This is a genomic window from Roseivivax halotolerans (assembly GCF_900115815.1).
Lineage (GTDB): Bacteria > Pseudomonadota > Alphaproteobacteria > Rhodobacterales > Rhodobacteraceae > Roseivivax > Roseivivax halotolerans.
The window spans coordinates 1-25,361 of the sequence record NZ_FOXV01000015.1 but is presented as its reverse complement, the minus strand read 5'-3'; the positions used below and the strand labels follow the sequence as shown (position 1 = coordinate 25,361).

Here is a 25,361-nt window from a genome sequence, read left to right as displayed (position 1 = left end):
GGACGCGGAACTGGTAAGAAAGACCGGCATGCCGACATGACCTGAAGCCAAATCCGGTTTTCGACGAGACGCTCGGCTCAATCCGGCATGGATACCGGAAGTGCCTCGGGGGCGTCCTCGGCGTCCTTGCGGCACTCGCTCGGCACCGCCACAAGCCCGGCGCCGAATACCCTGTCGGGCCCCGGGTCGCCGAGATCACGAGCGGTATCGCGCAACGCCTGCCGCACCTCAGCCGCAGTCAGGTTTGGATCTGCCTGCCGCAGTGCCGCGGCTGCCGCAGTTGCGAATGGCACCGCGTAGGACGTGCCCGTTTTCCACCGAGCACCGCGGATCGAGGCGGCCGTCCAGACCGTGACGCCGGGCGCCGCCAAATCCACATGGTCGCCCTGCACTGCCCGGCGGTAGATGGCACGGTCGCGGTCCACCGCAGTGACCGTTACCACCCCGTCATAGGCCGCCGGATAGAGCGGGTCCGCGCTTGGGCCCGCATTCCCGGCAGCGGCGAGCAGCACTATGTCGGACGAGCCCGACAGCTCCGTCACGAGCAGCTCGAGCGCTGTATTGGCCGGTCCCGCAAGGCTGAGATTTATGACGTCGACACCCAGCTGAGCCAGCCGGTCGAGCGCCTTGATGAGGGTGAACACGTCGGCGCGTTCATCGCCGCTGTCGCGGTGGAATGCATCGATCGCCGTGACGGACGCACCGGGCACAAGGCCCGGCGATCGGGTACCCGGCGCGCCAACCAGCAGTGCAGCGATGGCCGTGCCGTGCAGATCCTCGGACGGGATCAGGTCCTGGTCGCTCAGCGTCTCGACAGCGAGATCGGCGCCCGCGAAGGTCTCGTGATCGGGATTGATGCCGGTATCGACCATGCCGATCGACATTCCGCGGCCGCAGGATACATCCCGCCCCTCGGGCAGTGACCAGCCGAACGCGACACGCGCAGGACATTCGAGACCGCTACAATCGGGCGGAAAGCCCTGCTCGGCGCGATAGAAGTGATTGAAATCGGCTTCCTCTCCGGTCGGCAGAGCGCGAACGGCGGCGCGCGCCTCCTCGAGCGTCGTTCCCGCGGGCACGGTCAGGCGGCGCGCGGTCTGGCCGAAGGTGGCAATGTCGTAGGTTTCGATCAACGCATATCCCTGTGCCTGCAGCGTGGTGAGATCCGCATCGCTGAGCGCAAGTGTCACGATTTCGTCGGGTGCGGCCAACGGGCGAGGCTCCGGTTCGGGTGAGGGCGTCGGTGCGGGCTGGCGCTGCACCCGGCGGGGCGCGTCGTCGTTTCGACCGAACACGCCTTCGAGGAAGCGCGTGATCGGATCGGTGCCGCTTCCACGCGGACGACGGGATCGATCACTTTCATCGTCGTCGTCACCGTCCCTGTCAAAATCTCCGCCGCTGCGATCATCGTCGTCGTCATCGTCATCACCGTCGTCGTCATCGTCATCGTCATCATCACCGTCGTCGTCATCGTCCCCGTCTTCCTGCGCGCGGGCCATGCCAGTGTCGTCCGTCACGGGGACGAGCGGCTGCGCGAAGAGAACAACGCAGGCAATTGCCAAGGTGATAAAGAACTTGCTCAGAGTCATGAGGGGCCTCTTTTGCGTAATCTGAACCGGTGTATCGGGTTACGTAGGGGCTCACAAAATATTCCAATTTCAGCGGAACCGCGTTCCGCAAGACGTGAAGGCACCTCATGTCGCGCAGCGATTGCATGTTCGAAGACAGATTGATCGCGGTGCTGCCAAACCTCTTCCGGTTCGCATTTTCGCTGTGCCGAGCGCGTGACGTGGCCGAGGATCTCGTCCAAATCACCGTGATGCGTGCGCTGGAGTCGCAAGGCAGCTTTGACCCGGAGACGCGGATCGAGCCCTGGAGCTTCCGTATCCTGCGCAATGCCTGGATTGACATGACCCGGCGCAACGCTACGCGCGGGCCCGAGACGGACATCGACGCGGCGGCCGAAGCGGTCGGCGAGGACGGACGGCGCGTGACGGAAGCGCGACTGATGGTCGATGCGACCGAGCAGGCGCTGGATATGTTGCCCGCATCGCAGCGTGAGGTGCTGATCCTCGTGTGCTACGAGCAGATGTCCTATGCCGAGACTTCCGAGATTCTCGGCGTGCAGCTCGGCACCGTCATGAGCCGCCTCTCCCGCGCGCGCATCGCGCTCGCTGACGCGCTGGGTCTGGAATAAAGCGCGGCGCGATACGTTATCGGGGAAGAAACGCAGGATGATGACATGACCCGAGAAGAAATCTCCGACGAGACGCTGATGGCTCATGCTGACGGTGAACTGGAGCCGACCGAGGCGGCACGCGTGGCCGAGCGGGTTCGCACCGATCCCAAGATCGCAAGACGGCTGGAGCGATTTGTGGTCACGCGGGACCGTCTCAGGCGGGCCAGCGCGGCGCGGGCCGAAGAACCGCTGCCCGAGGGGTTCGAGGCGCGGATGCGCGACACGATCGCCGCGCGGCACGCCGATGGCAACGCGGTCACAAGCATTGGTGCGGCCCGCATGGCGCAGCGTCCCCGGGCTGGTTGGTTGCCTACCGCTGCCGCGGCCTGTCTTGCGCTCGCCGTCGGACTCTCAGGCGGATATCGCCTCGGCCAGCCGGGCGATGCCGGGGGGGACGCGTCGGGCGGATTAGCCCGGATCGACGCGGGTGTGGCAGAGGCCCTCGCCTCCCTGCCCTCTGGCGAGACCGCGGAACTGGACGGGGGGCGTGAGATCGCGCCAGTTGCCTCCTTCGAAGTGTCGGACGGCACGCTCTGCCGCGAATACGAGATGCACGCGTCCGGACAGCGCACCGTATCCGTCGCCTGCGCCGAGGAGAACAGATGGTCGCTGCGCTTTGCCATGGATGCGGGCGGGGCGGAGGGCGAGTCCTATGCCCCAGCCTCTTCGCTGGAGGTGCTGGATGCCTACTACATGAGTTCCGGCGCAGGCGCACCACTCCCGCCCGAAGACGAGGCCGAAGCGCTCGCGCGGCTGCGCTGAATGTCTTCCTAAGTCGCAACGGTCAGGGTGCGGCGCGCGGCACTCTCATCGCTCCGGCCTGCCGCAGGACCGTGGCCCCCGTGGCACTCAGCCAGCTCGCGATGCGCTCCTGCATCTGAACATCGAGGCTCCCGGTCGAGTCTTCGAGAAGCACGAGTCGCGGCGTCAGCTGGCGCGCCCGCACGAGGCTGATGGCGGCGCCTTCGGCACCCGAAAGGTTCCGGGCTCCCTCGCGCACCGTTCCATCAAGCCCGCCCAGCCGATCGAGCGTCGGGCCCAGCCCGGCCTCTCTCGCCAGTGCTTCCAGACGGTCATCCGCCAGTCGATCCGTCACACCCATGGTGAGCGCACGACGCAACGAGCCCTGAAGGATCGGCGGTGTGGCTCCGACGAGGGCAACCCCGCGGCGAAGCGCGCCCCGGCTGAGGCGTGTGATGCAGACGCCGGAGAGCCGGATGCGGCCGGCGGGCACGTCCTCGAGACCGGCAAGCGCTCGAAGGGCAAAATCGCCGTCTCCGTCGCGCGCGGGAAGCTCCACCACCGCGCCCGGCGCAAGGTGCAGGCTCATCGTGCGTCCAGAAGGAAGAGGCATGTCCACGATTTCGATCTCTGCCGGGCCGGAGGGCAGACGGCGGGTCTCGGTATATGTACCGCGCTGCGAACGATCGAGCGCCACCTCGGCCTTGCGCGCCGCCTGTCGCCACGCGGAATGCAGGTTCCAGACCGACGCGAGGTCGCGCATGGGAGACAGCACGAGCCCGAGCGCGGCGAGCCCGCCCGCGATGCTGCCGGGGCTCGCGCCTGCGCGCTCACCGGCGACGAGGATTGCGACTGCGGCGAGGCCCGCCAGCGCGTCGGGCACCGCCTTCAGGGCCTCGGACAGGCGAAGCCGCGCGACCGCCGCCGCGACCATACGGTCGATCCGCTTGTCGAGCTGGCGCCGTTCGGTCCGACGGCGCCCAAGCCGGTCGAGATGCGGGGCGAGCGGCATGCGTTCGCTCATCTCGGCGGCGATGCGGGCGCGGCGTGCGCGTAGGCGCCGATGGAGCGGGCGCAGTCGGAGCCCACCTGCCGTGATCGTGGCGAGCGCGAGCCCGACGAGCAGCACGGTCCAAACCGCGAAGGCCGGCTCGAGAAGGCCGAGCACGATCAACGCAAGCGGGATCAGCACGGCGCCCGCAATCAGACGCGGCAGACCGAGACCGAGCCAATTGCGGAAGGCCGTCATATCCCCGACGAAGCGCAAGCTCATGTAGCCGCTGCGCCGGGCGGCAACGTCGCTTGCGGGCATGCCGGCGGCATGCTCGAACAACGCCATGCGAATGTCGCGGGCATAGCTCTGGCCCAGTCGTTCGCCGGACACCCGAGCGGCGACTCGCGCCGCCGCGATCACGGCGCCCGACGTAGCGAGAACGGCGAGGAGCGTGGCCGGGAGCGGATCCGGGTCACGCAGCGCCTCGAAGAGGCCGCGCGTGGCGAAGGCCGCCGCTCCGGCGGCGCCGCCTTGTACAAGCGTGAGCGCGGTCACGCGCGCCAGCCCGCGCCCGCGCCCGTTGGCGAGAGGCCCGGGACACCGCATCAGGCTGCCTCCCTCCAAGCTGCCCCCGCGCGCAGAGCGAAAGCGTTGGCCTCGGCCGGATCGCAGAGATGCTCCTTGGTCAGCACGTCGATCCCGGTCTGCGCCTTTGCCTCGTCGGAGGCCATGGGCGAACAGCTGAGCATGCCGGTCAGCGCGTCGGCCTTCAGACCCAGCCGGGTCAGCTCCGCCACACCGCCCGCTGCGGCCACGGCATCGCCACAGGCGAACACCAGCCCGGAAATACGCGCCTGGAAGTCCGGATCGGCCAGCAGCTGCGCCGTCTCGCGCTGAAAGAGGCCGTCCGCGATCTCGATAACGGCAATGTCGCAGCCCTTGTCCTCGGCATGGGAGAATAGACGATCAATCCCAGCCTTCACCCGGTCGATCGGCTCGCGGTAGGTTGTTACCATGCCGGCGTCGGTGAAGTCGGCGACCACGTGAGCGCCCGTGTCGAGATACTCGTTGTAGTCGCCGAAGGCACCGGTTCCGGTGCCCTTCAGCGCGGCGACGCGCCAGCCTGCACGGCGCAACCCGAGCGCAAGCTGCGCGGTTGCGAGCGTCTTGCCGCTGTTCATGGCGGTGCCGCAGACGGCGATCACGGGGATCTGCCGCCCCGAGGCCTGTGGCGCGAGCGCGTGATCGGCCAGGGTCACCGGCGCACCGCTGGCGTCGAGGAGCCGCCCGATGGGGATGAGTTCGGTTGCGCGCTTGATCCGTGCGTTCCTCGCCGTCATCCGGCCGATGCAACCGCCTCCGGCCAGAAGGTCTGCCCGCTCGGGATCTATCTCGGCCACGCCCTCGAACTGGTCAGGGGCGTAGCGCGCGCCGCAAGCGAGCACGAGCATGTCACCGGGATAGATGTCGGAGGGTCGGCCGGATGGCAGCTGAACCCGGCGATGTTGTCCGATCTTCGCGACCTGCGCGAGGATGAGGTCGCCCGGCCGCGCCGCCGCGAAGTCGTGATCCATCGCGACAGCGATCTCGTGCGGAACGCGGCGCGTCGTGAAGGTCCATTTGGCATCGTGAAGCTGGGATTCAGGCAAAAGGGCCATCTTTGATCTCCAAGGGCCAAGTTGAGGGGAAGAGGTCGACAAGCGCGCCTCCGGTTCAGGACAGGGTCCTACCGAAACCGACGGGCGCGGGACCGGTCACAAGGCGGGCGAGCCCACCCTCCGTGATCGACTGCTCCACGTCGTGGTGGCAGCCCGGCAATTCGGTCATCGTGACATCTGGCGCGATACCGCGGCGTTCTGCAGCCCCCCGGACCGCGCGGGCATAGGCGTGCGCCCGGTCGCGGCGCGTGCGGCCCTGGCCCGCGTCGAGTGCGGCGCCAGTGCGCAGCGCCTCGTCGCGTTCGATGTCCTCGTCTCCCACGTAGATTCTCAAGGGCAGACGGAGATAAGCGTCGAGGCCCGCACGCTTGCGGCGGATCCAGTCTACGGCATCCTTCATCTCGCCGGGCGCAAGACCGTAGGGATAGGGCATGCTCTCGTCCGGCAGGCAGTACCATCCGGCGGCGGCCAGGCTGACGGTGCCGAAGCGCTGCGGATAGAGCATGGCGAGTCGGTGTGCAAGCTGCGCACCGCCCGAATGCCCGAACACGTCGAAGTTGCGCCCGTACTCGGGATGCGTTGCCGCAATGACATTCAGCAGCTCGAGGATCGCCTGATCCGGCCGCGCTGCTGCCGACGGGCGTTGGAAGTGCGGCCAGTCCTTCTGCTTGAAGTGGGGCACAATGACCGGCCGCCCCGTCCGCTCGGCTTCTTTGCGGAACAGCTGCGTGAGTTCTCGCGCATTGCGCGAGATCCCGTGTAGCACCAAAAGTGGCCGTCGTCTGATCAGCAGTGGGCGGATCACACGCGCGTGGAGCGTGCCTGCCGAGGAGGCCACACGGAGCCTTTCAATGGTGGATCTCTGGAAGGTTTCTGCGCTCATAGGTCTCATCTTTCCGTCTCCAGAATGGTGGTTCTGGGAGGGTTACGGAGACCAGCGGGGATTATTCCCCTACTGAACAAAAAATCTCGAAAGCGTCCGCGCATTCCTATCTGCTGACATGAGACCCAACTCTCCTCCGAATTTCCGGAGAGTCCGCGGGTTGATGCACTGCTCCCCAACCCTGGACCGCTGGAAGCTGGAGCTTCCCGGCTCTTTCACGATGACGGGCTGGTGACGCCATCGGGATAATGCATGGCGATCGGGACGTTGTATCCGATCGCGCTGTGGGGTCGGTCCTCGTTATAGTGCCTGCGCCAATCCTCCAGCTTTTCGCGGGCGTCGGCAAGGCTCATGAACCAGTGGGCGTTCAGGCATTCCGCCCTGAGCTTCGAGTTGAATGCCTCGATGAAGCCGTTGTCTGTCGGTTTGCCAGGCCGCGAGAAGTCCAGCGTGACGTCGTTTGCATAGGCCCAGAGGTCGAGGTCCCGAGAGATGAATTCGCTGCCGTAGCACGTCGGGAAGAAGGGCTGCCGATAGGTTATGCCACGCGCGCAGCCCCCAGATAGCGCAGCGTGTGGCCATAACCGGGCCTCAGGTCTCAACAGTGGTTTTGCACAACCACACCGCTGAGGAGACCGGCTATGACCGCCACCCATTCTACCGCGCCGACCCTGTTGGTCGCCATCGACATTTCCAAGCATCGCCACGAAGTGCTGATCGGCATTCCGGGTAAAAAGCGCCGCCGCCGCATAACCATCACCAACACGCTGGACGACTTCCAGCGCCTGTCTGCTGTCCTCACCAGTTACGATCTGCCGGTGAGGATCGGGTTCGAGGCGACCGGCAACTATCACCGCACGCTTGCGCACCACCTCGGCCGGGCGGGATTCGAGCTGAAGCTTGTCTCCTCCGTCGGTCTGGCCAGGACGCGGGAGGCCCTGCACAACAGCTGGGACAAGAATGACCCGAAGGACGCCCAGGTCATCATGCACATGCTGGACATCGGCGCCGTACAGTGCTTCCACGATCCACTGGTTGTCGGAACCGCCGACATCCAGGAGCTGTCGAAGACCCACGAGATCGTTTCCCGCGCGAAGACCGAGCTTTGGCACCGCATCCTCACCCACTATCTGCCGTTGTACTTCCCTGAAGCCGAACGATTTCATCGCAGCTCGCGGACAGATTGGTTCCTGGCATTCCTGGAGAAGTACCCATCGCCACACATGATCTCGGCGATGAGCCGGGACGCCTTCATCGCCGATGCGTGGGATGTCGTCGGCCGCAAGGTGTCCAAAGAACTCCTGCTTTCAGATATTTACGCCACGGCTGTTGGTTCGGTTGGACTTCCGGTCCACCCGGATTCCGACGCGGTTCGCATGTTCCGCCTCGTTCTCGCAGAGGGTCGCAGCCTGATCCGGCAACGCGATGAGATCGAAGCCCGGGCCGTCGAGTTGCTGTCGGATCTGTCCGACTATCGGCTTCTGACGACCATCCCCGGCATCGGCCCGATCAACGCCATGACCATCCTGGCCGAGGCTGGCAACCTGCGTCGGTTTCGCCATCATCGGCAGTTCCTGAAGTTCTGCGGCATGGATCTCGCTACCGTTCAGTCCGGCATGTTCCGCGGTCAGAGCCGCATCTCGAAGTACGGCAATGCCCGGCTCCGGCGGACGCTCTGGATGGCCGGCCAGACCGCTGTTCTCAAGCGAACCAACAGCTTCAGGGACAAGTTCGAGCGCTACATCTCGAAGGATCGACACAACGCTCATCTGCGTCGCAAGGCCTACACCGCCATCGCGGCGAAGATGGCGCGCACCGTACACGCCGTGGTCAACCACGGCGAACCATATCGCCCCTTCGTCGAGGGGGTGAGCCCAGGCGGAAGGACCACTCTCTGACGAGCCGTGGAGGCAGCTCGCTGACCTCGTAGATAATGTTCGGGCCTTCTGCTTGGGATTTGGGATCTCGTATTGAGGACGGTGAGGGCCGCCGCCGAGCGTACCCTGTGTTTGCTATGGAAGAGATCATTTCTTGACGGCAGAGCCCGTCTGGGCAACCGTAACAGGGCATCCGGGACACCGGACGCCCCATGACCTGCTGACCTAAGCGGCCAGATTTTCCCGACATAGGACGTAGTCGACCCTGATCGTCTTCGGATAGCCGGCTCTGGCGCAGACCCTTTCCAGCGTCTGCACGACATCCTCGCCGCGGTAGGCGAAGCGGGGATCGGCCGCCGGACACAGCCGGGAATGGGTATCCACGACCGTCAGGATGCGAAGCTTCTTGCCCATGGCGAGCTGGTCGTGGACGAAGTCCATCGCCCAGACATCGTTCGAACCGACCGCTTCCTGGCGATCTTCCCGCAGCTTCGCCTTGACCCGACGCTTCGGGTGCTTGTTGCGCAGCTGCAGCCCCAACTCGTTGTAAATCCTGCGGGTCTTCTTCATATTGATGATCCATCCTTCGCGCCGCAGCAGGACATGGACGCGCCGATAGCCATAGCGCACGCGCGTCTCTGCGATCTCCTTGATCCGCCTTTCGACGGCAGCCTGGTCCGCCCGCCGGGACTTGTAGTGGTAGCTGGACGTGTCGAAGCAGATGGCCCCACAAGCCTTCCGGATCGACACGCCCCAGTCGACGCACATCCCGGTCACGATCTCTCGCAGACGCCCAGGCTTCAGAGCTTTTGCACTGCTCCCCAACCCTGGACCGCTGGAAGCTGGAGCTTCCCGGCTCTTTCACGATGACGGGCTGGTGACGCCATCGGGACAATGCATGGCGATCGGGACGTTGTATCCGATCGCGCTGTGGGGTCGGAACGGGTGGCCCGGCCAGATGCGCACCGACTGGTTCGACAGCGAGCGAGAGGCCAAGGATGCGCGCTTCGAGCTGCACATGGCCAAAGCGAGGCGCGGCTATCTATAGCGGTTTGACAACAAGGCGCGCCATTTATTCACGACCCGTCGGTTTGCCATCGTCAGACATGAAGGCCAAGGGTCCGACTTTGCGGATCGCTGTCTGCGCCGCGGTCAGAGCATCGAGGTCCGATGCGAAGTCAATCATCCATATATGGGCGCCGCCGACCTCGTCAACGACCTCGAGCGTCCAGGTGGCATCCCCGTCCAACCGGTAGATTAAGACATCGAAGACGAATCCATCGACATAGATTGCTTGCGATAAGCTCGAGTCGACGACGTTCGCGGCACCATCCATCATCAAATCTTCCGTATACTGCCTGCGGGACAACCAAAACCGTGTCACACCTATCAGTATTCTGCAGGAGGGCCGTCACTGCCAACCCGGTGATCCGTCGCAGATGGCAAGAAAAGGTCGAAAACGACCCGTCTCGACGTGGGCCAGTACTACCGGTCGCACGTACTGAAAGCCGAGGAGGATAGGGAGGTAGCCGTGTATTGAGATCTACACCTCAAGGTAATCCACAGATTCTGTGAGCAATTATAGGAAATAGTCGCCACAAAGTGTCAAAATCGGTTTTATATCAGGGGGTTGAACTGGATACTCAATTTTCAGGCACTCAGTGCCGTCTCTTATTGATGAGCATAAAGTCAAGGCTGAATATACGAGCCTCGATTGAGCTACTGTGGACGGACAGTGAAATGGGGGCAAGATCACTTTGCGCCGCTCCCAAGGCGATCGGTCGCAGAGAGTCGTCATCACTTGTAAGGAATAGCCAAGTGACGCTCTACCGGGTGCGACGTCTTGCCGTTACTCTGCCATCGGCGTTTCGGCCCAGCTCGTCTGCGGTGCTGAGCGCGCCTCGCGGCGCAGGTAGACCTTCCACAGCTCGGTGTCCTTCTCGAGCCGGAAATTTTCCTCGAGATGCGCGCCGTAGATATCCAGCATCAGCTTCGTGGTCCCCCCAGCGACGGGGCGCTTAGGGACCATCACGACATCCACGCCGCCCATTACCTCTTCGGCAGGAAAATAGTTCTTGGCGTCGAAGTTGCGTCCGTTGTGCATCCACGCCGGGCCGCCGTCGGGCGGGGTGACCCCGAGGAGCGACGAAAACGGACTGACGAAGTCGAAGACCAGCACGCGGCGCGGCGCGGCCTCGAGCCTCTGGAGAAGCTGCGCGCCGGCGTCGAGCGATTCCGCGTAGCGCGTGTAGAAGGCGAATTGCCCGTCACTGGTGGTGTTCATCACGCGCAGGCCCTGGCCGTTCGGCGTCTCAAGCGCGACACCGGATCGGGTCGCCGCTGCGGCGGCATGCAGGCCGAGCGCCCCTGCGGATGACACTCCGATTGGCAGAAGCAGCAAGATTGCGGCAAGCGGCGCACCGCGGGTGACCGCCTCCGCGAACGGGCCCATCCCGGGCCGCGCGCTCCGCGCGAGGGTCTCGGCCGCGACGGTTGTGCCGACGAGAAGACTGACGATCCCTTCGGTCTGGAAGTTCTGGCTGAGCAGCATAAGCCCCGCCGCGATGCAGAAGCCGTAGAACAGCGCATCGGTGACGTTGGGACGCACCCACAACCCAGCCGTCGCAAACGCGAGGAAGACGACGTATTCGTCCGAGGTCTCGAGTGCTGAGCGCACGTAGGACGTGACCGACCGGCCGCCGCTCGTCTGCGTTGCGACGATCAGGTCCCCGATATGAATGCGTGTGCCGCCCCAAGCCAACTCGACCAGCGCGACGCCGACCAGCCCGCCGAAGATCGCCAGCATCGCAAAGCGTCGCCCGCCGGGCTGCAGCAGCAGTATCAAGAGGAACCCGGCCGCCACCACGCCGTATGTCGCCTTGGTGTAACCGGCCAGAAGCGCGAGCGCCGCCGCCGCCGCCGCGTCCAGTGCCGTCTGGTGGCGGGTCGGCCGCTCCGGCCGCAAAAAAAGGATTAGCAGCAATGCCAGTAGCACCCAGCCAATCCGGTTGTAGTACATCGCGAAGGACACGCGGCTGAACGCCTCCCCGGTGTTCATGGGCGTCGCGAGCAGCAGCATGACGAAGATCGCCACCGCCACGCCGATCAGGGGCCGCATCCGCGAGCCGATCACGTGAATAGCGATCGGCGCGATGAGCAGCATTAGAAGCGACATGCCGACGGGCATGGCGAGGCCGAGCGACCCTGAAAGCCAGTACCCGGCACCAGGGATGTAGAACGAGAGCGGCCCGAGCGCAGTACTGAAATCGATGTTTGGCACCTGTCCGTGGACCACCCGGTAGCCGCCATCGAGAAAGATCAGCAGGTCGTTGAAGTACATCGACGACACCGTGACCCCGGGCAGGATCAGCAATGCGCAGCAGAGCGCCGTGGTCAGGAGCACCGCCAGTGGGATCGGCCGGGTGACGCTGCTCATGCCATGATCCTCACAGCTTGAGCTTTTTGAAGATCGCCTCCGGAATGGCGCGGATGATCAGCATCACCAGCCGCCAACGGCGCAAGATGTAGACCACGTCGCGCGGGCGCTCTTCAAGCGCGACGATGCGCTCAGCCACCGTGGCGGGTGTGGCGGTCAACGGGCCCGGCAGGTCCATGCCCTCGGTCATCCGCGTGCGCACGAAGCCGGGCTTGATGGTCGCGACGTGCACGCCGCCCTTGGCGAGGCGGTTGCGCAGGCCCGACAGATAGGCGGTGAACCCGGCCTTGCCTGCGCCGTAGACGTAGTTGGTGGCGCGCCCGCGGTCCCCCGCGACGGAACTGATGCCGACGATGAGCCCGCGCCCCCGCGCCGCGAAGCGGCCAGCCACCGCTTCGAGAAAGAGCGCAGGACCCTCGAAATTGGTACGCAGCACTTCAGCGGCGTGGACCGGATCGCGCTCTGCGCGGGCCTGCTCTCCCATCGCACCGACGACGCAGATGACGGTGTCGGGCAGGGCGGGCAGGCCGTCGAGGAAGCCGCGAAACGCATCTGTATCGAGGATGTCGAGGGAGCGAGTCTCGATCCGTGAAGTGTCTCGGCGCGCAGTCAGATCGGCGGCCTCGCGCGCAGCCGCCTTGGCATCCCGCGCGGCGAGCGTGACCTGCCAGCCTTTCGCGGCATAGGCTGAGGCCACGGCCCGCCCGATATCCGAGGTCCCGCCCAGGACGAGGACCGATTGCGCTGGTGCGTCGCTCATAATCCGAGCCTTTCTGATTGCTTGGATGACATGTGCTCGAAAACACCGGCGTCGCGGCGCACTTCTCGAAACGCGGCGATGTTGGGATAGCCGGCCTCAAAGGTGTCACGCGATTGGCACGCGTCCTTGGCCAGGTAGAGGCGCCCGCCCGCGTCGGACACGAGCCCGTCGATCTCGGCCATGAGCGCCAGCCGGCGTTCGCTGACCGGAATGTCGAGCGCGAGCGTCAGCCCGTCCATCGGGAAGGACATAAGGCCCGTTCCAGCGCGCAATCGTTTCAGCACCGCGAGGAACGACCCCGTGCCGGTCTCGGACAGCCGGTCCAGCATGGCGGACAGCACCGCTTCAGCCCGCGCCTCGGGGATCACGCATTGATGTTGAACGAAGCCGTGCGGCCCGTAGATGCGGTTCCACCGGGCGATGCCGTCGAGGGGAAAGAAATAGCTGTCCCACGGCACGAGCGTTGTCTGCCCGGCCCGCCGCGCGCCCTTGCGGTAGTAGAGCGCGTTGAACGCCGACACCGTCCTTGCGTTCAGAAGCCCGCCCGGCATGTCGAAGGGCACACCAAAGCGACCGGTACGCGCAGGTGGAAAGGGCACCTGCCGCGGCTCGAGTTCATCGCGCCCGGCATGCTCTCCCTCGAGGATGAGCGAGCGGCCGAGCGAGGTGCCGCGCGCCAGCACATCGATCCACGCGACTGTGTAGGTCGCGCCGGACGTCCGGCCGAGAAGAGCGATGGCCTCGGACAGGTTTTCGGCAACGCTGGTGGTCTGGCGAATCCAGCCGGTTTCGACCCGGCGCAGGCGGAACGATGCGTCGAGGATCGTGCCGGTGAGGCCCATCCCGCCGATCGTGGCGCGAAACAGCTCGGGGTTCTCGTTTCGGCCGCAGCGGATCGTGCGCCCGTCCGGCAGCGCGAGGCTCAACACCTCCACGTGCTCACCGAAGGTTCCCTCGTTGTGCTGGTTCTTGCCGTGCACGTCCGAGGCGATCATGCCGCCGAGAGTTACGAACCGTGTGCCGGGAACGACCGGAGGAAAGAAGCCGCGCGGGACGAAGGTGGTCAGGATGTCGTGCAAGCTGACACCCGCCTCGGCCCGCAGGAGACCGGTTTCGGCATCGAACCCCTTCAACCGGTCGAGACCGGGGGCGGCGAGCGTGCGCTCGCGTCCGATGGCTGCGTCTCCATAGGCGCGGCCCAATCCTCGAGCGACGACGCCCGGTGCAGACGCAGTCAAGCGCGTCGCAGCTTCCGCTGTCTGCGCGGTCGCCAAAGGCCCATAAAGCCGTGGATAGCGGCCCCAGCCGCTGAGGTCCTTCATACGGTCGCCTCGCGAAACACCATGCGGCGATCGAGCATGTACTTGACCACGTAGCCGATAGTGAGGCCCAGCACGGCGCCCGTGTACTTGGCGATATCCGTGCCCCAGATCGTGTAGAACCCGAGTTCGAACCCCCAGAAGATAATCGTGGTCAGCACGCTAAAGACGCCCGACAACGTGATGCGTCGCGCTTCCGCGGCCGGGGTGATGTAGGGCTCCCGGAACGTCCAGGTCTTGTCGATGACGTGTTTCACGAGAAAGCCCACGCCAGTGCCGATCACGATAGACACCATCAGAGGCGCGGTGGGCGCCGTCTGCATGACCGCCTCTTGCGCCGCGAGGTTGGTCGCGACGCAGATGGCGGCTGCTGCCGCGTAGCGCACGACTGGGTGTGCGTCTCGCAGTCTGCGGTGAGAGAGAGAGAGACGCGTCATGTCAGATAGCGGCGATGAAGACGCCGAGCATCGAGATGCCTGTGATCCGGCTCTGCGGGTCTTTGATTGCGAAGAGTACCGGATCATCAGCCATCTGCCGCCGCTGCGCAAGTATCAGCGCCCGACCGATCCAGTAGGTCAGGATCGGGCATGCGAGCAGCAGAACCTCGGGGCGGCTGTAGAGTGTGCTAACCGAGCTGCCCGAAACATAGAGCGCGAGCACCGTAACCGCGTTGAACCCCGCCGCTGCCGAAAGTGCTGCGAGCATCCCGAGATCGAGCGTCTCGTAATCGCGGTTGGAGGGTGAGGGTTTATTGGCATCGACCAGTGCAGCGAGCTCGGTGAAGCGCTTCATCAGCGCCAGCGACACGAAGATGGACAGCGAGAACACGACGAGCCAGGACGACAACGCGATGCCCACGGCGACCGAGCCGCCAAGCATCCGGACCGTGTAAAGCCCGGCGAGTGTCAGTACGTCGATCAGCAGGATGCGCTTTAATATGAAGCTGTAGGCGGTCGTAGTCGCGAAGTAGATCGCCAGCACCAGCGCGAAGACCGGCGAAATGGCAAGCGAGACCGCCGCTGCCATCAGCAATAGGACAGGGATCGCGAGAACCGCGTGTGTGATTGACATATCGCCGCGTGCGAGCGGCCGGTTGCGTTTTGAGTGGTGCGCCCGATCCTCCTGCAGGTCGACGATGTCATTCAGGATATAGCAAGCCGACGCCGCCATGCAGAACGCGAGCGCGGCGAGGCTGGCGAGGACGACATTTTCGATGGTGAGTGCATGCCCAGCGATCATGGGCACGAACACCAGAACGTTCTTGGCATATTGATGGACCCGGAGCTGCCGGGTCCAGACCGACAGACCGGGAGACGGCTGGTCGATTAGCGTGGCATCGCCGGCGACCTCGCCCATCTGCGCGGTGACCCGGCGCGACGTCCTAACGGCGAAGGCGCGCCGCGCGGCCTTCCAGACCGGTAGGTCTGCAGCCTCGTTCCCAATGTAATCGAACCGGCCTGTGCCGAAACGATCGCGCAGCTTGGCCGCCTTGGCCGGACCGGTCAGGTTGGTGTCGCCTTCCGTGGCGAGCCAGCCGTCGAACAAATCGAGGTACTCCGCGATGGCGGCTACGAACCGCGCGTGCGATCCTGAAGCGAGGTAGACAGGCCGCCCGGCTAATCGCGCCCGTCGCGCCAGCGCGAGCACGTCGCCGTCGTAGGGCAGGTTAGCCGGATCGACGTGCACCGCGTCCGCGAGGTGCGCTTTCACCGCGGCTTTACCGTGGCGTGCTGCGCGCAGCAGATCCGGAGCCTTCATCGGCGCGCTTGCCACGTGGCGCAGCATTGTTTCGACCAAGAGGTCAGAGCGCAGGAGTGTGCCGTCCAGATCGATCACGAGGGGCACGTCAGGCGTAGAGGCGAGATCGATTGCCTCAGCGGAAAGCCGAACGACGCCGGTTGATGCTCCCGCTTGCTTGTTGAGAGGACAATGCGGTGGTTTGGCCGCCGTAAGCACGCCATGTTTTACAGGTGGGGGCGTGGACGTCATTCTTTCAGGCTCCTCCCGGCTCACCGTGCAGTTCGGCCACACCGGAGCCGTCACAGAGGGCCATGCAGCGCAGTCTGGGCCAGTAAAGTGGCAGTGTTATTCGCTGCCAAAGCATGCTGTTAAACTTCGTCATTGGAAGTCAGGTTCCCGGAACTCGCTGCCATTCGGCGGGAACGCGCCATTCTCGGCGGCGATCGGCAAGAATCCGATGATACGGGGCGGTTCGCTCATCATGATGGCAGGATTCCGCGCGAAGCGCTGGAAAATAGGTTGGCGGCTCCATTTAGTCCGGTGTCACTTTCGGGTGCTAATGCTCGGAGTCAGACGTCGCGGCGCTGTGAAGAAGATTGGACGCGGTCGTTGGTCGTGAAGCGGCCCTAATTCCGAAAAGGCCAGAGCGAACGGATGGAAGGCATGAAGACACCGCGTAGTGGCACAAACGACAAGCTTCCAATACGCCGTTTGGTGGCCACTGGTCTCGTGGTAGCGTCAATCGTCGCGGCCGGCGCTGCCGCTGTCTATCTAAAACTGCCGTCGGCTGTCCCCGAGAGGGTCCTGCGTACGCAGCTTGCTTCGCATTTTGAAGAGCTGAGTGATGGCGCGGTCACGATCGGGCGACATGGGGGTGTGTCGATACATCCCGGTGGTCGTCTGCGGATCGCGCGCCCGGAATTCCTGCCGACCGGCGCCGAACCCGCGCGATGGAGCGGCCGGGCCGAAGCTATCGAGGCGACGCTGCGGCTCGCGCCGCTCTTGGCCGGCCGGGTCGAGATCGTGCGGCCGCGCATCGTGCGCCCCGACATCACGCTGACCGGGCGCACCCGCCTGCAATCGTCGCAGGCGCTCGCCGCGGCGGCGTTCGGGATCGGCGATCCGGGCAAGGCACTCGAGGTGACAGAGGGCACGATCCACTACGACGACGGCAGAGCGCGGCAGATGATCCTGACCGGGCTCGACCTGCGCGTCGTGGGGGCCGAGACGCCGGGCGGTGTCGCCATCGCCGCGCGGTTCGATGCCGGGGCATTGCATGTCAAAGCCGACCTCGCGCTCGACGATCTGCGCCTGCTCGGGACGTCCGGCGGCAGCCCCGGCCGCATCTCACTCGACGTCGCGGCGGCGGGCCCAGAGGGCGAGCTGCCGGCAGAGCTGCGCGATCTCGCCGCGAGCGGCGATGTGGCGACGCTGTTGCGCAAGCTCGGTGCCGGGATCGGCCTGCCGTCGCTCACCCGCATCGACGCCGAGGGCCGCATCGCGATGACGTCGTCGGCGGTCGCCCTCGAGGATGCGACCTTCTCAGTGGGCGGCGTGTCACTCGACGGCCGCGCGCGGGTTGCGGTAGTGACCAATGAGGCGTTGCTGCCCCGATTGCGCGCGCTTCAGGACGACGCCGAACGGGCCGTCGTTGAGGCGCGCGCCGCGATGGAGACCGACGACTGGGCCGCCGTCCCGATCGGCACCGACTGGCTGTCGCAGGTGGCGATCGACTTCGAACTGTCGGGCCAGGATCTGTCCGCTGCCGGCGTCAGCTTCGAGCAGGCGGCGCTGGACCTGTCGGTGGGGGAGGGCGCCGCGACGCTCTTTTTCGATGGCGCGAGCGAAGCGTTCGGCACGTTCCGCACCGCCGCGACGCTGAGCGCCGCGGACGCGGCGGCGCATCTCGACCTGTCGAGCCAGATCGCCGGCCTATCGCTCGAAGACACCGTGGAGGTCGTCACCCGCTTCGCCACGGATCCGCTCGTCGGGACGCCGCAGCGGCCCGGAGGGCGGCTCGACGCCGTGGCGCGGGCAGAGGCGACCGGCCGGACGCTGGGCGACCTCGTCGATTCCTTGACCGGCAGCGCCTCGGCCCATGTCGCGGAGGGCAGCCTGTCGGGCGGCAATGTCATTGCAACCCTCGACTCGCTGGCCGAGGGGCGCGAGTTCATGACCGAAGACAAGGGCCCGTTGATCCCGTCGGCGGGGCGCACGCCGTTCGACACGATCGACATGCAACTCGCCTTTGCTGGGGGCGCGGCCGATCTGTCGCGCCTGACCATCGCCGGCGATCGATACCGCATCGACATGGACGGAGCGATCGGGCTGCGAAGCGGCGCCGCCGAGGTCGAGGGCAACGCCATCCTGTTTAGCGAAGCTGAGACGGAGCCGGCCGAACAGGCGGTCGACCTGCCGTTCGGCGTCGGCGGCACGCTCCTGTCGCCGGTGATCGCGGCCGGGATGCCGACGGTGGCGGCCGATCTCGCCCGGACCACCGCAGGTGAGGCAGAGTGACGTGGCGGTGAGCATAGAGCCCAGGGCGTCCCTGCCGTCATGTGCGGAGGCATCGAACGGCTTGAGAAACCGTCGCCTGATCGCGCTCGGCGTCCTAGCGTTCTGGCTGGTCTACTACGGGGTCTGCCAGTTTCCGGGGCTAGGCGGAGCGCTGAATGCCGGGGACTCGGCCAAATTCCAGACTTTGGGGCACACCTCGATCCTCGTTCACGGGCCGGGCTATCCGCTCGTCCTGCTGATCGGGACCATTGTGCGCGCGTTGTCGCTGCCGGTGGAGCCTTGGTGGGCGATGACGTTCGCGATGGCGTCCTTGCCGGGTGCGATCGCCAACACGATGGCGTTCCTGATCGTCACGCGGCTGACCCGAAGCCGGCTCTTCGCCCTCGCCGCCGCGATGCTGCTGGGCAGCGCCGGCCTCATGGCGGTGCAGGCGACCGAGGCCGAGGTCTATCCGCTGGCGCTCTGCTTCATCCTGTCGGTAACCTACCTCCTGTTGTGCTTCGTCGACACTAAAGACCCGCGCTGGTTCATCGCCGCGGTCGCGGTCTACGCGCTGTCCTTCGGCAACCACCTGATGATGATGATGCTGGCTCCGGTGGGCCTGTGGGTGATGATCGCGCACCATCGCCTGCTCGTGCGAGGTCGCGTCATCGCGGCGATGGTGGGCCTTCTGCTGCTCGGGGCGTGCCAGTACCTCTACCTCTACTGGGTCACGCACCAACCGAGTACAGCCTATTCCGAGTACATGCCCCTGCCGCCCACGGTTGGAGAGCTGATCGACTATATCCGGGGCACCTATTTCGGAGATCTCTACGGGTCGGGCCTGTCGTCGCCGCAAACGCGGGAGGTTCTGCTCGACACGCTGTCGCACGCGCATCCCCACGTCTCCGGGCCACTAATGCTCGCCGGTCTCGGGATCTTCGTGCTGGGCTGGCGGCGCCGCGACTCCGGCTGGAGCGGGCTGGCGCTCGTCTTCGGCGTGGCGTTCGCTTTCGTCCCGTTCATGCTGTGGTACGGCGCCTACGACATCCGCGCGTTCCACCTGCCGGTGCTCGGTCCGCTCGTTGTCGCGTCGGTCGCCGCGATCGGCTGGCGGCTCGCGCCAATGCCGCGCGCGCATGTCGTCGTCGGGCTGCTGCTGCTGGCTTTCGCGGTGATACGCACGGGCGTCGTCGCGACGGAACTGCGCGGCCGCGAGGCGCCCTTCGACGGCATGATGACCGCCTTAGAGGCGGCGGTGGCGCAGTCGCCGGTCGAGAACCCGCTCGTGTCGATGACCTATTACGAGCGCATGGTGACACTTTATTACGAGCTTCTCAGTCACGCCCCGGCACCGGCCGAGTACCGCGTGACCTGGCGCACGCAGGAGGAGGTCGAACGCCGCGAGGTTGTGGGCGGTATCGTGTTTCCCACCGACGGCGGCCAGTTCCTGCGCTGGGTCGAGCATCGCCGCCCCGACCTCAGCTGCGCCACGATCCCGCTCGAACAGCCGACGGCGCCGACATGGCCAGCCGAAGGGTTCCTCTGCCGTCCGAGCGAGTGACCGCCGCAGGTCCGGACATCATGGGCCAGCTCATACGGCTGCCCGGACAATAGGCAGCGGAAATCTGACGCACGTAGTCGGGCCGCGACATTCCAGCACATTCGAACTGCTCCACTTGATCGAAATTCCGGCCCGATGCATGTCCGAAAGATCTGTTTTTGCTGATAGATCCTGCTGTCATGCGAAGTTCCGTGTTTCGGCATGAATGCGGTTCCCTATCAGAGGATGTCCTTATGCGCGTCGCGTTGTCTCTTGCCGTGACCTTCTTGAGCCTCGCGACCCTTGCCAGGGCCGCGCCGCTGATCTTCGACGTCCCTGTGCCGGATCCTGCAGAGGCCGAAACTGCAGTGAGCGCGGATGCGCCGCGGGATGAGACCAAGGCGACCGAGCTCGACAGCCGCCTGTCCGGCGCACCCGTGGTGGGCGCGACTGAAGTCGTACGGCAATTGACCGGTGCTGCATCGCACAACTCCACCGCAGCGCGCTGGAATGTGCACGGCACCGACCTGGGCCATATGTTTCGACATGATGGCGCGCTCTATATGGTTTTCGGCGACACCTACGGTGCCGACGGAGGCGACTGGCGCAGCAACACGATGGCGCGGATCGACGACCCGGATCCAGCCGGCGGGCTGCCCTTCACAGCGATGATCAAAGGGGCCACGGGCACAGCAAAGGAACTGGTGCGCTCCGTCAAAATCCCCGGCCACGAATGGACTGTGATTCCGACGAACGGGATCTCAGTCGCAGGGCGGATGATCCTGCACTACATGTCTGTGCGGTTCTGGGGCGCGGACGACCAGTGGTTCGTACGACGCTCCGGCCTCGCATTCTCGGACGATCACGGCCAGTCTTGGACGAAGTCCGACCGCGCGATATGGGCCTCTGGGCTTGGGTTCGAGCAGGTGGCCTATGCCAAATACGACGATATGGTCTACGTCTTCGGCATTCCGCAGGGCCGCTACGGCGCGGTACGGCTTGGCCGCGTGGCGCCCGAGGAGCTGCTCGACCCGGCCGCCTACAGCTATTGGGACGGCACCGCATGGAGCGACGATATCGCGCGCGCAGAAACCATTGTGCCTGCCCCTGCCGGAGAGCTCTCGGTAGCGTGGAGTGAAACGCACGGGCGCTGGCTGATGCTCTACTTCGAACCGGCGCGCGCCGAAATTGTGCTGCGTACGGCCCCCGAGCCGACCGGACCATGGAGCGCAGGGCAGCGCGTTGTCTCCTCGGCCGATCACCCGGGGCTTTACGCCCCTTACATCGTGCCTGCAGACGATATCGGAGACTCGCTCTACTTTACGATGTCCCTCTGGAAGCCGATCTACAACGTCTTCCTGATGAAAACAACGCTCGAGGGCGGGGCAGGGGTGATGGCCACAAACGACGTGCCGACCGAAGCGCTTCCGCCTGCCAAGGATTGAGGGCGTCGGCTCAACAATGGGTGGAAACCCGCCGGTCGGCGTCCGCTTCTGGCACAATAATGCCTATCCGCGCGGAAGCGCGGGAACTGCGGGGGCACCTTTGGCATACATATCTCATTACACAATTTACTTGCGAGAATGCTATGCGCCATTCGAGTCTTAATAGTCTCCGATTTGCCGCTGTGCCAATTACGGTTGGTGCAATCTGCCTTCCCGTCACGGCCCAGGCCTATGTCGGCCCGGGCGCGGGCCTGACCGCGATCGGTACCCTGATCGCGCTGGCCGCGGCCATCCTGCTCGCGGTCGTTGGGTTCGTCTGGTACCCGATGAAGCGCATGATGCGAAACCGCGCGGAGCGGCAGGACACGCGGACCGCCGGCAGTGGCGACGAGGGACGCCGCGAGTGATCATAGCGGCTCTATCGCTGGGACTGATCGCGTTCGTCGGAGTTCTGAGGATACTGCAAGCCGAGGCCGTCGCACGCCAGATCGTGACGACCGCCCAGGACGCACTGCAAGTCATCAGCAATCCCGATCTTTCCGACATCGAGAAGGAGCGGAAGGTCCGTCGCGCGTCTCTGTCGCTCTTTGGACGATTCCTGGCGATCGCCGGCATTGGCCTGGCCTCGCTCGTTGCGGCGGCGGCTATCGTCTGGAGCGGCTCGGTGGCCGGTCTCTACGGTCTCGACGCAGCAATGTCAGTGGCGATGGGCTGGCCCTTCCTCATCGGCTCGACCTTCTGTGCAATCGCGCTCTGGCTGACGCTCGACCAGATCGGCGGACAGCGCGGAGCCCCAGCCAAGCAGGCGGGCGAAGTGCCCTACGGCCCGATGGAGCAGGCCCTTCACAACTTCGCCTTCGCCTCGCCCGCCCGGCAGCGCAGGCTCGGCGCGCTCGAGACCCGTCTTTATAGCAGCTGGATCGACGAAGGCCGCGCCGCGCGGCCGGTGTTCGTCACCTCGCTGCCCCGGGCAGGCACCACGATCATGTTGAACGTACTTGCCGAGACGCCCGAGTTCGCCTCGGCGACCTACCGGCACATGCCGTTCACACTTGCGCCGCTTCTTTGGGGGCGCATCGGGCCGCTCGTCCAGAAAATCGCCGAGCGCACCGAACGCGCGCATGGGGACGGCATCGAGGTCTCGGGCGACAGTCCCGAAGCGTTCGAGGAAATGCTCTGGATGGCGTTCTGGCCCGAACACTACCGCCCCGACCGGATCGAGACGTGGAGTGCCGAGGACCATGACGCGGCCTTCGCGAGATATTTTCGCACCCATATGGCCAAAATCGTCGCGTCGAAACCTGGCGCCAGCCGATACGTGTCGAAGAACAACGCGAACATCGCGCGCTTGCCACTGCTCGACACGATCTGCCCCGACGCCACCATAGTGATCCCGGTTCGCGAACCGCGCGCCCAAGTCGCATCGTTGATGCGCCTGCACGAGCGCTTTCTCGACCTGCACGCGCGCGAGCCCTTCGGGCGCCGTTACATGGAGGGTCTCGGGCATTTCGAGTTCGGACAGGCGCTGCGGCCGGTCGCGTTCGGCGGGACAACCGCGGATGTCGAGATGGCGTCCGGCGCGGATTTCTGGCTGCGCTACTGGATAGGAGCCTACGAGCATGTGCTGGCGACAGCCGGCCGGAGTGCCGTCTTTGTCGACCACGACGCGCTGTGTGCCGCGCCGCACGAGACCCTGCCAGCACTCGCGGAGGCCATCGGCGCCGACGCGACCGACGTCATCGTCGATCGTGCAACGATCTTCCGGTCCCCTGGCCCGCCTCCCGAGATCGACAGCGCCAGCCCGCCGCTGCTGGCCCACGCGCGAGCGGTGCATGCCGCGCTCTTGGACCGTGCGCTCGCGCCTGCGGCCCCATCCCACCGCAGGAAGGTCATCGCATGAGCAAACCGCCCCTGTCGGATCGCCTCGCCCCGGTGGTCTTTGCCGTCTCCATTGGGGTCCTCGGCATCGTTTACGGCACCGTCGCCTCGTGGTGGGGCTGGTTCCCTGCGCCACAGCTCGGCCTTGCGCACCGAACCTACGTGGACATCAAGGAAAACTGGCGGAATGACATCGGGCTCGAGCCGACCCGCCACCTCGTGCCGCCGGGCGGCACAGACACACCGGATCCGGAGCGTGACTTCACCGCGCATCAGCCGCAAAAGGCGCAGGACGGTTTCACGCTCGTTTCCGGCCTAAATACCGATGTCGGCGGCACGTTCCACACAGTAAGGCTCTACGATGGAGAGGGCGAAGAGGTGCACCGCTGGCCGATCCCCTATGCCGAGCTCGATGGCGAAATCCGGCCTCAGAACACGATGCTGCACGGTATGGAGGTCTTCGAGGACGGCTCCATCGCCGTGACCTTTGACACCGGGCAGGTGCTGACCCGACTCGATTCCTGCGGTGAGCCGATGTGGAGCAACATCGACTGGTATCACCACACCCTGACCCGGGACGGTCAGGGCAACATGGTCACTTGGCGCGGCGAGACGATCGTCTGGGTCGACGAGGACACCGGCGAGGAAGTCCGCAGCCTCGATTTGCGCGGAACCATCGCGCGCGGGAACGACCGCGCCCAGCAGGGCTACCTCGATCTGCGCACGGTAACGCTTGACAACACCAACGGCGAGATCCGGTACGGCCACGACCCGTTCCACCCGAACGATGCCGAACCGCTGACCGAGGATCTGGCCGACGCCTTCCCGATGTTCGAGGTGGGCGACGTGATGATCAGCCTGCGCGAGATCAACCTCGTGGCGGTGGTCGATCCCGTGACGGGACGGATGAAGTGGTGGCAGCACGGGCCATGGCTCAAGCAGCATGATCCCGATTTCCAGCCCGACGGAAGCATCACAGTCTACGACAACAACCCCGGCACGAAAGTCTCGCGGATCATGCGCGTCGACCCACAGACGCGCGATGTGAGCATCGACTTCACCGGCTCTGAGGAGGTGCCGTTCTACTCTTGGCGGCGCGGCAAGCACCAGGTCTTGGCGAACGGCAACCTGCTCCTGACAGAGGCCGAACGCGGGCGTCTGCTCGAGGTCGATCCGGCCGGCCAGCTCGTGTGGGAGCGTCACATGGTCTGGGACGCGGACTCGAACGTGATCGTCACCGAGGCGCGCAACATCCCGCGGGACTTTTTTGCCGACGGCGTCCCGAGCTGCGTGAGCGAAGTTGCGCAGCCGTCGGCGGCAGCCTCAGATTAAATCGCGAGGGGACTGTTGCGTTATTCAGGGCGGGCTGAAGCGCCTGCCACGTGCCCATTGGTCAGCTAGCCGCGTCGAACAGGCCGGCGATGAATGTGATCTCGGCCTGAACGCCGGGTTGTTTGTGATGGATATGGCCGCGTTTGATTGTTCGGATGGTTTCAACTCCGCTCAGCGTCGCTTTGGCCGTTCGGAGCGACCGGAAGCTCTGACGGTAGCCCAAAAGGCGCTTCAGGGCGGCGTGATCGCTCTCGATCAGGTTGTTGCGCCATTTTCTGTCGATGTGCCGGATGCTGTCGAAGTGCGGATCATAGCGATGATTGATTTCGCGGATGACACGCCGATAGGCATGTGCCTTGTCTGTGCAGATCGTGACCGGCCGATGCAGCCGCACGCGCTCGATTGCCTTGTTTAGAAAGGCTCTGGCCGCCTTCGCATCCCGACGCGCGGTCAAACGGAAGTCGACCATCTGACCGTTCGCATCGATCGCGCGCCAGAGGTAACGCCATTTGCCGCCCACACGGATGTATGTCTAGTCCACGTGCCAATCGAGGCTCGCCCGTCGCAGGTGCCTCTCGGTGCGCGTCTTCAACTCCGGACCGAACTTCTGAACCCAGCGATAGATTGTCGACCGATCAACAGTGATCCCGCGCTCCGCCAGCAAGTCGACCACGTCCTGATAGAACAGAGGATAGCGCAGATACCAGCGCACCGGGCAGAGGATGACGTCACGCGGGAAGCGGTGATGTTTGAACAGTGATCGACGCAGCATGAATGACCTCAAAAGCTACAGACTCGCCAACGGTGAGGAAAAATGCAACAGTCCCCTTATGACCACAGATTATTGTCCCAACCGACAGGCGGCTGCGCGGGACAAAGCTGCCGCTTTTGCTTTTCTATCCAGGATCGGTAGTGCCCCGGGAGTTGGTGTAAGAGCGCCGACCTTCGGAGAGGTCCAAGGGTGATCAGGTCGCCACGGCGGACAGCCTGATGTCGGGATTGTCTGTGACGCGCGCGAGG

20 protein-coding genes and 3 pseudogenes are annotated in these 25,361 nt (G+C 65.1%); 10 read left to right on the top strand and 13 right to left on the bottom strand.

The window, feature by feature from the left end:
• Positions 1–77: 77 nt before the first annotated feature.
• Positions 78–1,589: a S8 family serine peptidase gene (locus BM171_RS16220; protein ID WP_175497601.1), complete on the bottom strand. Its 1,512-nt coding sequence runs from the start codon at positions 1,587–1,589 to the stop codon at positions 78–80.
• Positions 1,590–1,714: 125 nt separating this feature from the next.
• On the opposite strand from BM171_RS16220, the gene BM171_RS16210 reads away from it, so the two are divergent.
• Together BM171_RS16210 and BM171_RS16205 are read left to right on the top strand one after the other, a co-directional pair.
• The gene (locus tag BM171_RS16210) at positions 1,715–2,197 is read left to right on the top strand and encodes an RNA polymerase sigma factor (RefSeq protein WP_217646738.1); all 483 of its coding nucleotides are present in this window, start codon (positions 1,715–1,717) and stop codon (positions 2,195–2,197) included.
• Between the two features lie 45 nt (positions 2,198–2,242).
• Positions 2,243–3,001, top strand: coding sequence for an anti-sigma factor family protein (locus tag BM171_RS16205; protein ID WP_093014890.1), 759 nt, complete (start codon positions 2,243–2,245; stop codon positions 2,999–3,001).
• A 22-nt stretch (positions 3,002–3,023) separates the two neighbouring features.
• Here BM171_RS16205 and BM171_RS16200 read toward each other — a convergent pair whose 3' ends face one another.
• From BM171_RS16200 to BM171_RS16185, 4 genes and pseudogenes are all read right to left on the bottom strand, one after another.
• Positions 3,024–4,580 carry an ABC transporter transmembrane domain-containing protein gene (locus BM171_RS16200; RefSeq protein WP_093014887.1) on the bottom strand — a complete coding sequence of 519 codons (1,557 nt, stop codon included), beginning with the start codon at positions 4,578–4,580 and terminating at the stop codon, positions 3,024–3,026.
• Positions 4,580–5,632, bottom strand: a complete 1,053-nt coding sequence (locus BM171_RS16195; RefSeq protein WP_093014884.1) for a P-loop NTPase family protein — start codon at positions 5,630–5,632, stop codon at positions 4,580–4,582. Before BM171_RS16195 ends, BM171_RS16200 begins: the two co-directional genes overlap by 1 nt.
• 55 nt (positions 5,633–5,687) lie before the next feature.
• A complete protein-coding gene (locus BM171_RS16190) occupies positions 5,688–6,515 on the bottom strand; it encodes an alpha/beta fold hydrolase (RefSeq protein WP_093014881.1) in 828 nt (275 codons plus the stop codon).
• Between the two features lie 215 nt (positions 6,516–6,730).
• A pseudogene (locus BM171_RS16185) lies at positions 6,731–7,021 on the bottom strand (integrase core domain-containing protein); the annotation flags it as partial.
• Between the two features lie 135 nt (positions 7,022–7,156).
• On the opposite strand from BM171_RS16185, the gene BM171_RS16180 reads away from it, so the two are divergent.
• Complete coding sequence (locus BM171_RS16180; RefSeq protein ID WP_093014878.1) at positions 7,157–8,413, top strand: IS110 family RNA-guided transposase; 1,257 nt, start codon at positions 7,157–7,159, stop codon at positions 8,411–8,413.
• 237 nt (positions 8,414–8,650) lie between these two features.
• On the opposite strand, the pseudogene BM171_RS16175 reads toward BM171_RS16180, so the two are convergent.
• Positions 8,651–9,202 (bottom strand): annotated as a pseudogene (locus BM171_RS16175) (IS3 family transposase); the annotation flags it as partial.
• An 88-nt stretch (positions 9,203–9,290) separates the two neighbouring features.
• Here BM171_RS16175 and BM171_RS16170 point away from each other — a divergent pair.
• Positions 9,291–9,440: a WGR domain-containing protein gene (locus BM171_RS16170; protein WP_139218724.1), complete on the top strand. Its 150-nt coding sequence runs from the start codon at positions 9,291–9,293 to the stop codon at positions 9,438–9,440.
• 24 nt (positions 9,441–9,464) lie between these two features.
• Here BM171_RS16170 and BM171_RS16165 read toward each other — a convergent pair whose 3' ends face one another.
• The 6 genes from BM171_RS16165 to BM171_RS16140 form a co-directional block, all read right to left on the bottom strand.
• Positions 9,465–9,731 carry a hypothetical protein gene (locus tag BM171_RS16165; RefSeq protein WP_093014875.1) on the bottom strand — a complete coding sequence of 89 codons (267 nt, stop codon included), beginning with the start codon at positions 9,729–9,731 and terminating at the stop codon, positions 9,465–9,467.
• A 510-nt stretch (positions 9,732–10,241) separates the two neighbouring features.
• A complete protein-coding gene (locus BM171_RS16160) occupies positions 10,242–11,828 on the bottom strand; it encodes a hypothetical protein (RefSeq protein WP_093014872.1) in 1,587 nt (528 codons plus the stop codon).
• Positions 11,829–11,838: 10 nt separating this feature from the next.
• Positions 11,839–12,588 (bottom strand): SDR family oxidoreductase, encoded by a 750-nt coding sequence (locus BM171_RS16155; RefSeq protein ID WP_093014868.1) that lies wholly within the window; start codon positions 12,586–12,588, stop codon positions 11,839–11,841.
• Positions 12,585–13,910 (bottom strand): FAD-binding oxidoreductase, encoded by a 1,326-nt coding sequence (locus tag BM171_RS16150; RefSeq protein WP_093014865.1) that lies wholly within the window; start codon positions 13,908–13,910, stop codon positions 12,585–12,587. Before BM171_RS16150 ends, BM171_RS16155 begins: the two co-directional genes overlap by 4 nt.
• The gene (locus BM171_RS16145) at positions 13,907–14,344 is read right to left on the bottom strand and encodes a GtrA family protein (RefSeq protein ID WP_245760301.1); all 438 of its coding nucleotides are present in this window, start codon (positions 14,342–14,344) and stop codon (positions 13,907–13,909) included. The genes BM171_RS16150 and BM171_RS16145 overlap by 4 nt, the downstream gene beginning before the upstream one ends.
• A 1-nt stretch (position 14,345) precedes the next feature.
• Complete coding sequence (locus BM171_RS16140) at positions 14,346–15,896, bottom strand: UbiA family prenyltransferase (protein WP_093014859.1); 1,551 nt, start codon at positions 15,894–15,896, stop codon at positions 14,346–14,348.
• A gap of 627 nt (positions 15,897–16,523) precedes the next feature.
• Between BM171_RS16140 and BM171_RS16135 the strand changes: the two genes are divergently transcribed.
• The 6 genes from BM171_RS16135 (at position 16,524) to BM171_RS16110 (ending at position 24,341) form a co-directional block, all read left to right on the top strand.
• A complete protein-coding gene (locus BM171_RS16135) occupies positions 16,524–18,164 on the top strand; it encodes an AsmA family protein (RefSeq protein ID WP_175497599.1) in 1,641 nt (546 codons plus the stop codon).
• Positions 18,165–18,225: 61 nt separating this feature from the next.
• Positions 18,226–19,707: a protein O-mannosyl-transferase family gene (locus tag BM171_RS16130; RefSeq protein WP_175497598.1), complete on the top strand. Its 1,482-nt coding sequence runs from the start codon at positions 18,226–18,228 to the stop codon at positions 19,705–19,707.
• Between the two features lie 233 nt (positions 19,708–19,940).
• A complete protein-coding gene (locus tag BM171_RS16125) occupies positions 19,941–21,131 on the top strand; it encodes a glycoside hydrolase family 183 protein (protein ID WP_175497597.1) in 1,191 nt (396 codons plus the stop codon).
• Positions 21,132–21,313: 182 nt separating this feature from the next.
• Positions 21,314–21,538: a hypothetical protein gene (locus BM171_RS16120; protein WP_139218723.1), complete on the top strand. Its 225-nt coding sequence runs from the start codon at positions 21,314–21,316 to the stop codon at positions 21,536–21,538.
• Complete coding sequence (locus tag BM171_RS16115) at positions 21,535–23,031, top strand: sulfotransferase (protein ID WP_093014847.1); 1,497 nt, start codon at positions 21,535–21,537, stop codon at positions 23,029–23,031. The genes BM171_RS16120 and BM171_RS16115 overlap by 4 nt, the downstream gene beginning before the upstream one ends.
• Positions 23,028–24,341, top strand: coding sequence for an arylsulfotransferase family protein (locus tag BM171_RS16110; protein ID WP_093014844.1), 1,314 nt, complete (start codon positions 23,028–23,030; stop codon positions 24,339–24,341). Before BM171_RS16115 ends, BM171_RS16110 begins: the two co-directional genes overlap by 4 nt.
• 61 nt (positions 24,342–24,402) lie before the next feature.
• Here BM171_RS16110 and BM171_RS19445 read toward each other — a convergent pair.
• Positions 24,403–25,113 (bottom strand): annotated as a pseudogene (locus tag BM171_RS19445) (IS6 family transposase).
• Between the last annotated feature and the right edge of the window lie 248 nt (positions 25,114–25,361).

Excerpts from the sequence above, each read along its gene's own strand:
- BM171_RS16220 (WP_175497601.1), bottom strand. The coding sequence starts at position 1,589 with ATGACTCTGAGCAAGTTCTTTATCACCTTGGCAATTGCCTGCGTTGTT.
- BM171_RS16210 (WP_217646738.1), top strand. The coding sequence starts at position 1,715 with ATGTTCGAAGACAGATTGATCGCGGTGCTGCCAAACCTCTTCCGGTTC.
- BM171_RS16205 (WP_093014890.1), top strand. The coding sequence starts at position 2,243 with ATGACCCGAGAAGAAATCTCCGACGAGACGCTGATGGCTCATGCTGAC.
- BM171_RS16200 (WP_093014887.1), bottom strand. The coding sequence starts at position 4,580 with ATGCGGTGTCCCGGGCCTCTCGCCAACGGGCGCGGGCGCGGGCTGGCG.
- BM171_RS16195 (WP_093014884.1), bottom strand. The coding sequence starts at position 5,632 with ATGGCCCTTTTGCCTGAATCCCAGCTTCACGATGCCAAATGGACCTTC.
- BM171_RS16190 (WP_093014881.1), bottom strand. The coding sequence starts at position 6,515 with ATGAGCGCAGAAACCTTCCAGAGATCCACCATTGAAAGGCTCCGTGTG.
- BM171_RS16180 (WP_093014878.1), top strand. The coding sequence starts at position 7,157 with ATGACCGCCACCCATTCTACCGCGCCGACCCTGTTGGTCGCCATCGAC.
- BM171_RS16170 (WP_139218724.1), top strand. The coding sequence starts at position 9,291 with ATGGCGATCGGGACGTTGTATCCGATCGCGCTGTGGGGTCGGAACGGG.
- BM171_RS16165 (WP_093014875.1), bottom strand. The coding sequence starts at position 9,731 with ATGATGGATGGTGCCGCGAACGTCGTCGACTCGAGCTTATCGCAAGCA.
- BM171_RS16160 (WP_093014872.1), bottom strand. The coding sequence starts at position 11,828 with ATGAGCAGCGTCACCCGGCCGATCCCACTGGCGGTGCTCCTGACCACG.
- BM171_RS16155 (WP_093014868.1), bottom strand. The coding sequence starts at position 12,588 with ATGAGCGACGCACCAGCGCAATCGGTCCTCGTCCTGGGCGGGACCTCG.
- BM171_RS16150 (WP_093014865.1), bottom strand. The coding sequence starts at position 13,910 with ATGAAGGACCTCAGCGGCTGGGGCCGCTATCCACGGCTTTATGGGCCT.
- BM171_RS16145 (WP_245760301.1), bottom strand. The coding sequence starts at position 14,344 with ATGACGCGTCTCTCTCTCTCTCACCGCAGACTGCGAGACGCACACCCA.
- BM171_RS16140 (WP_093014859.1), bottom strand. The coding sequence starts at position 15,896 with ATGACGTCCACGCCCCCACCTGTAAAACATGGCGTGCTTACGGCGGCC.
- BM171_RS16125 (WP_175497597.1), top strand. The coding sequence starts at position 19,941 with ATGCGCGTCGCGTTGTCTCTTGCCGTGACCTTCTTGAGCCTCGCGACC.
- BM171_RS16110 (WP_093014844.1), top strand. The coding sequence starts at position 23,028 with ATGAGCAAACCGCCCCTGTCGGATCGCCTCGCCCCGGTGGTCTTTGCC.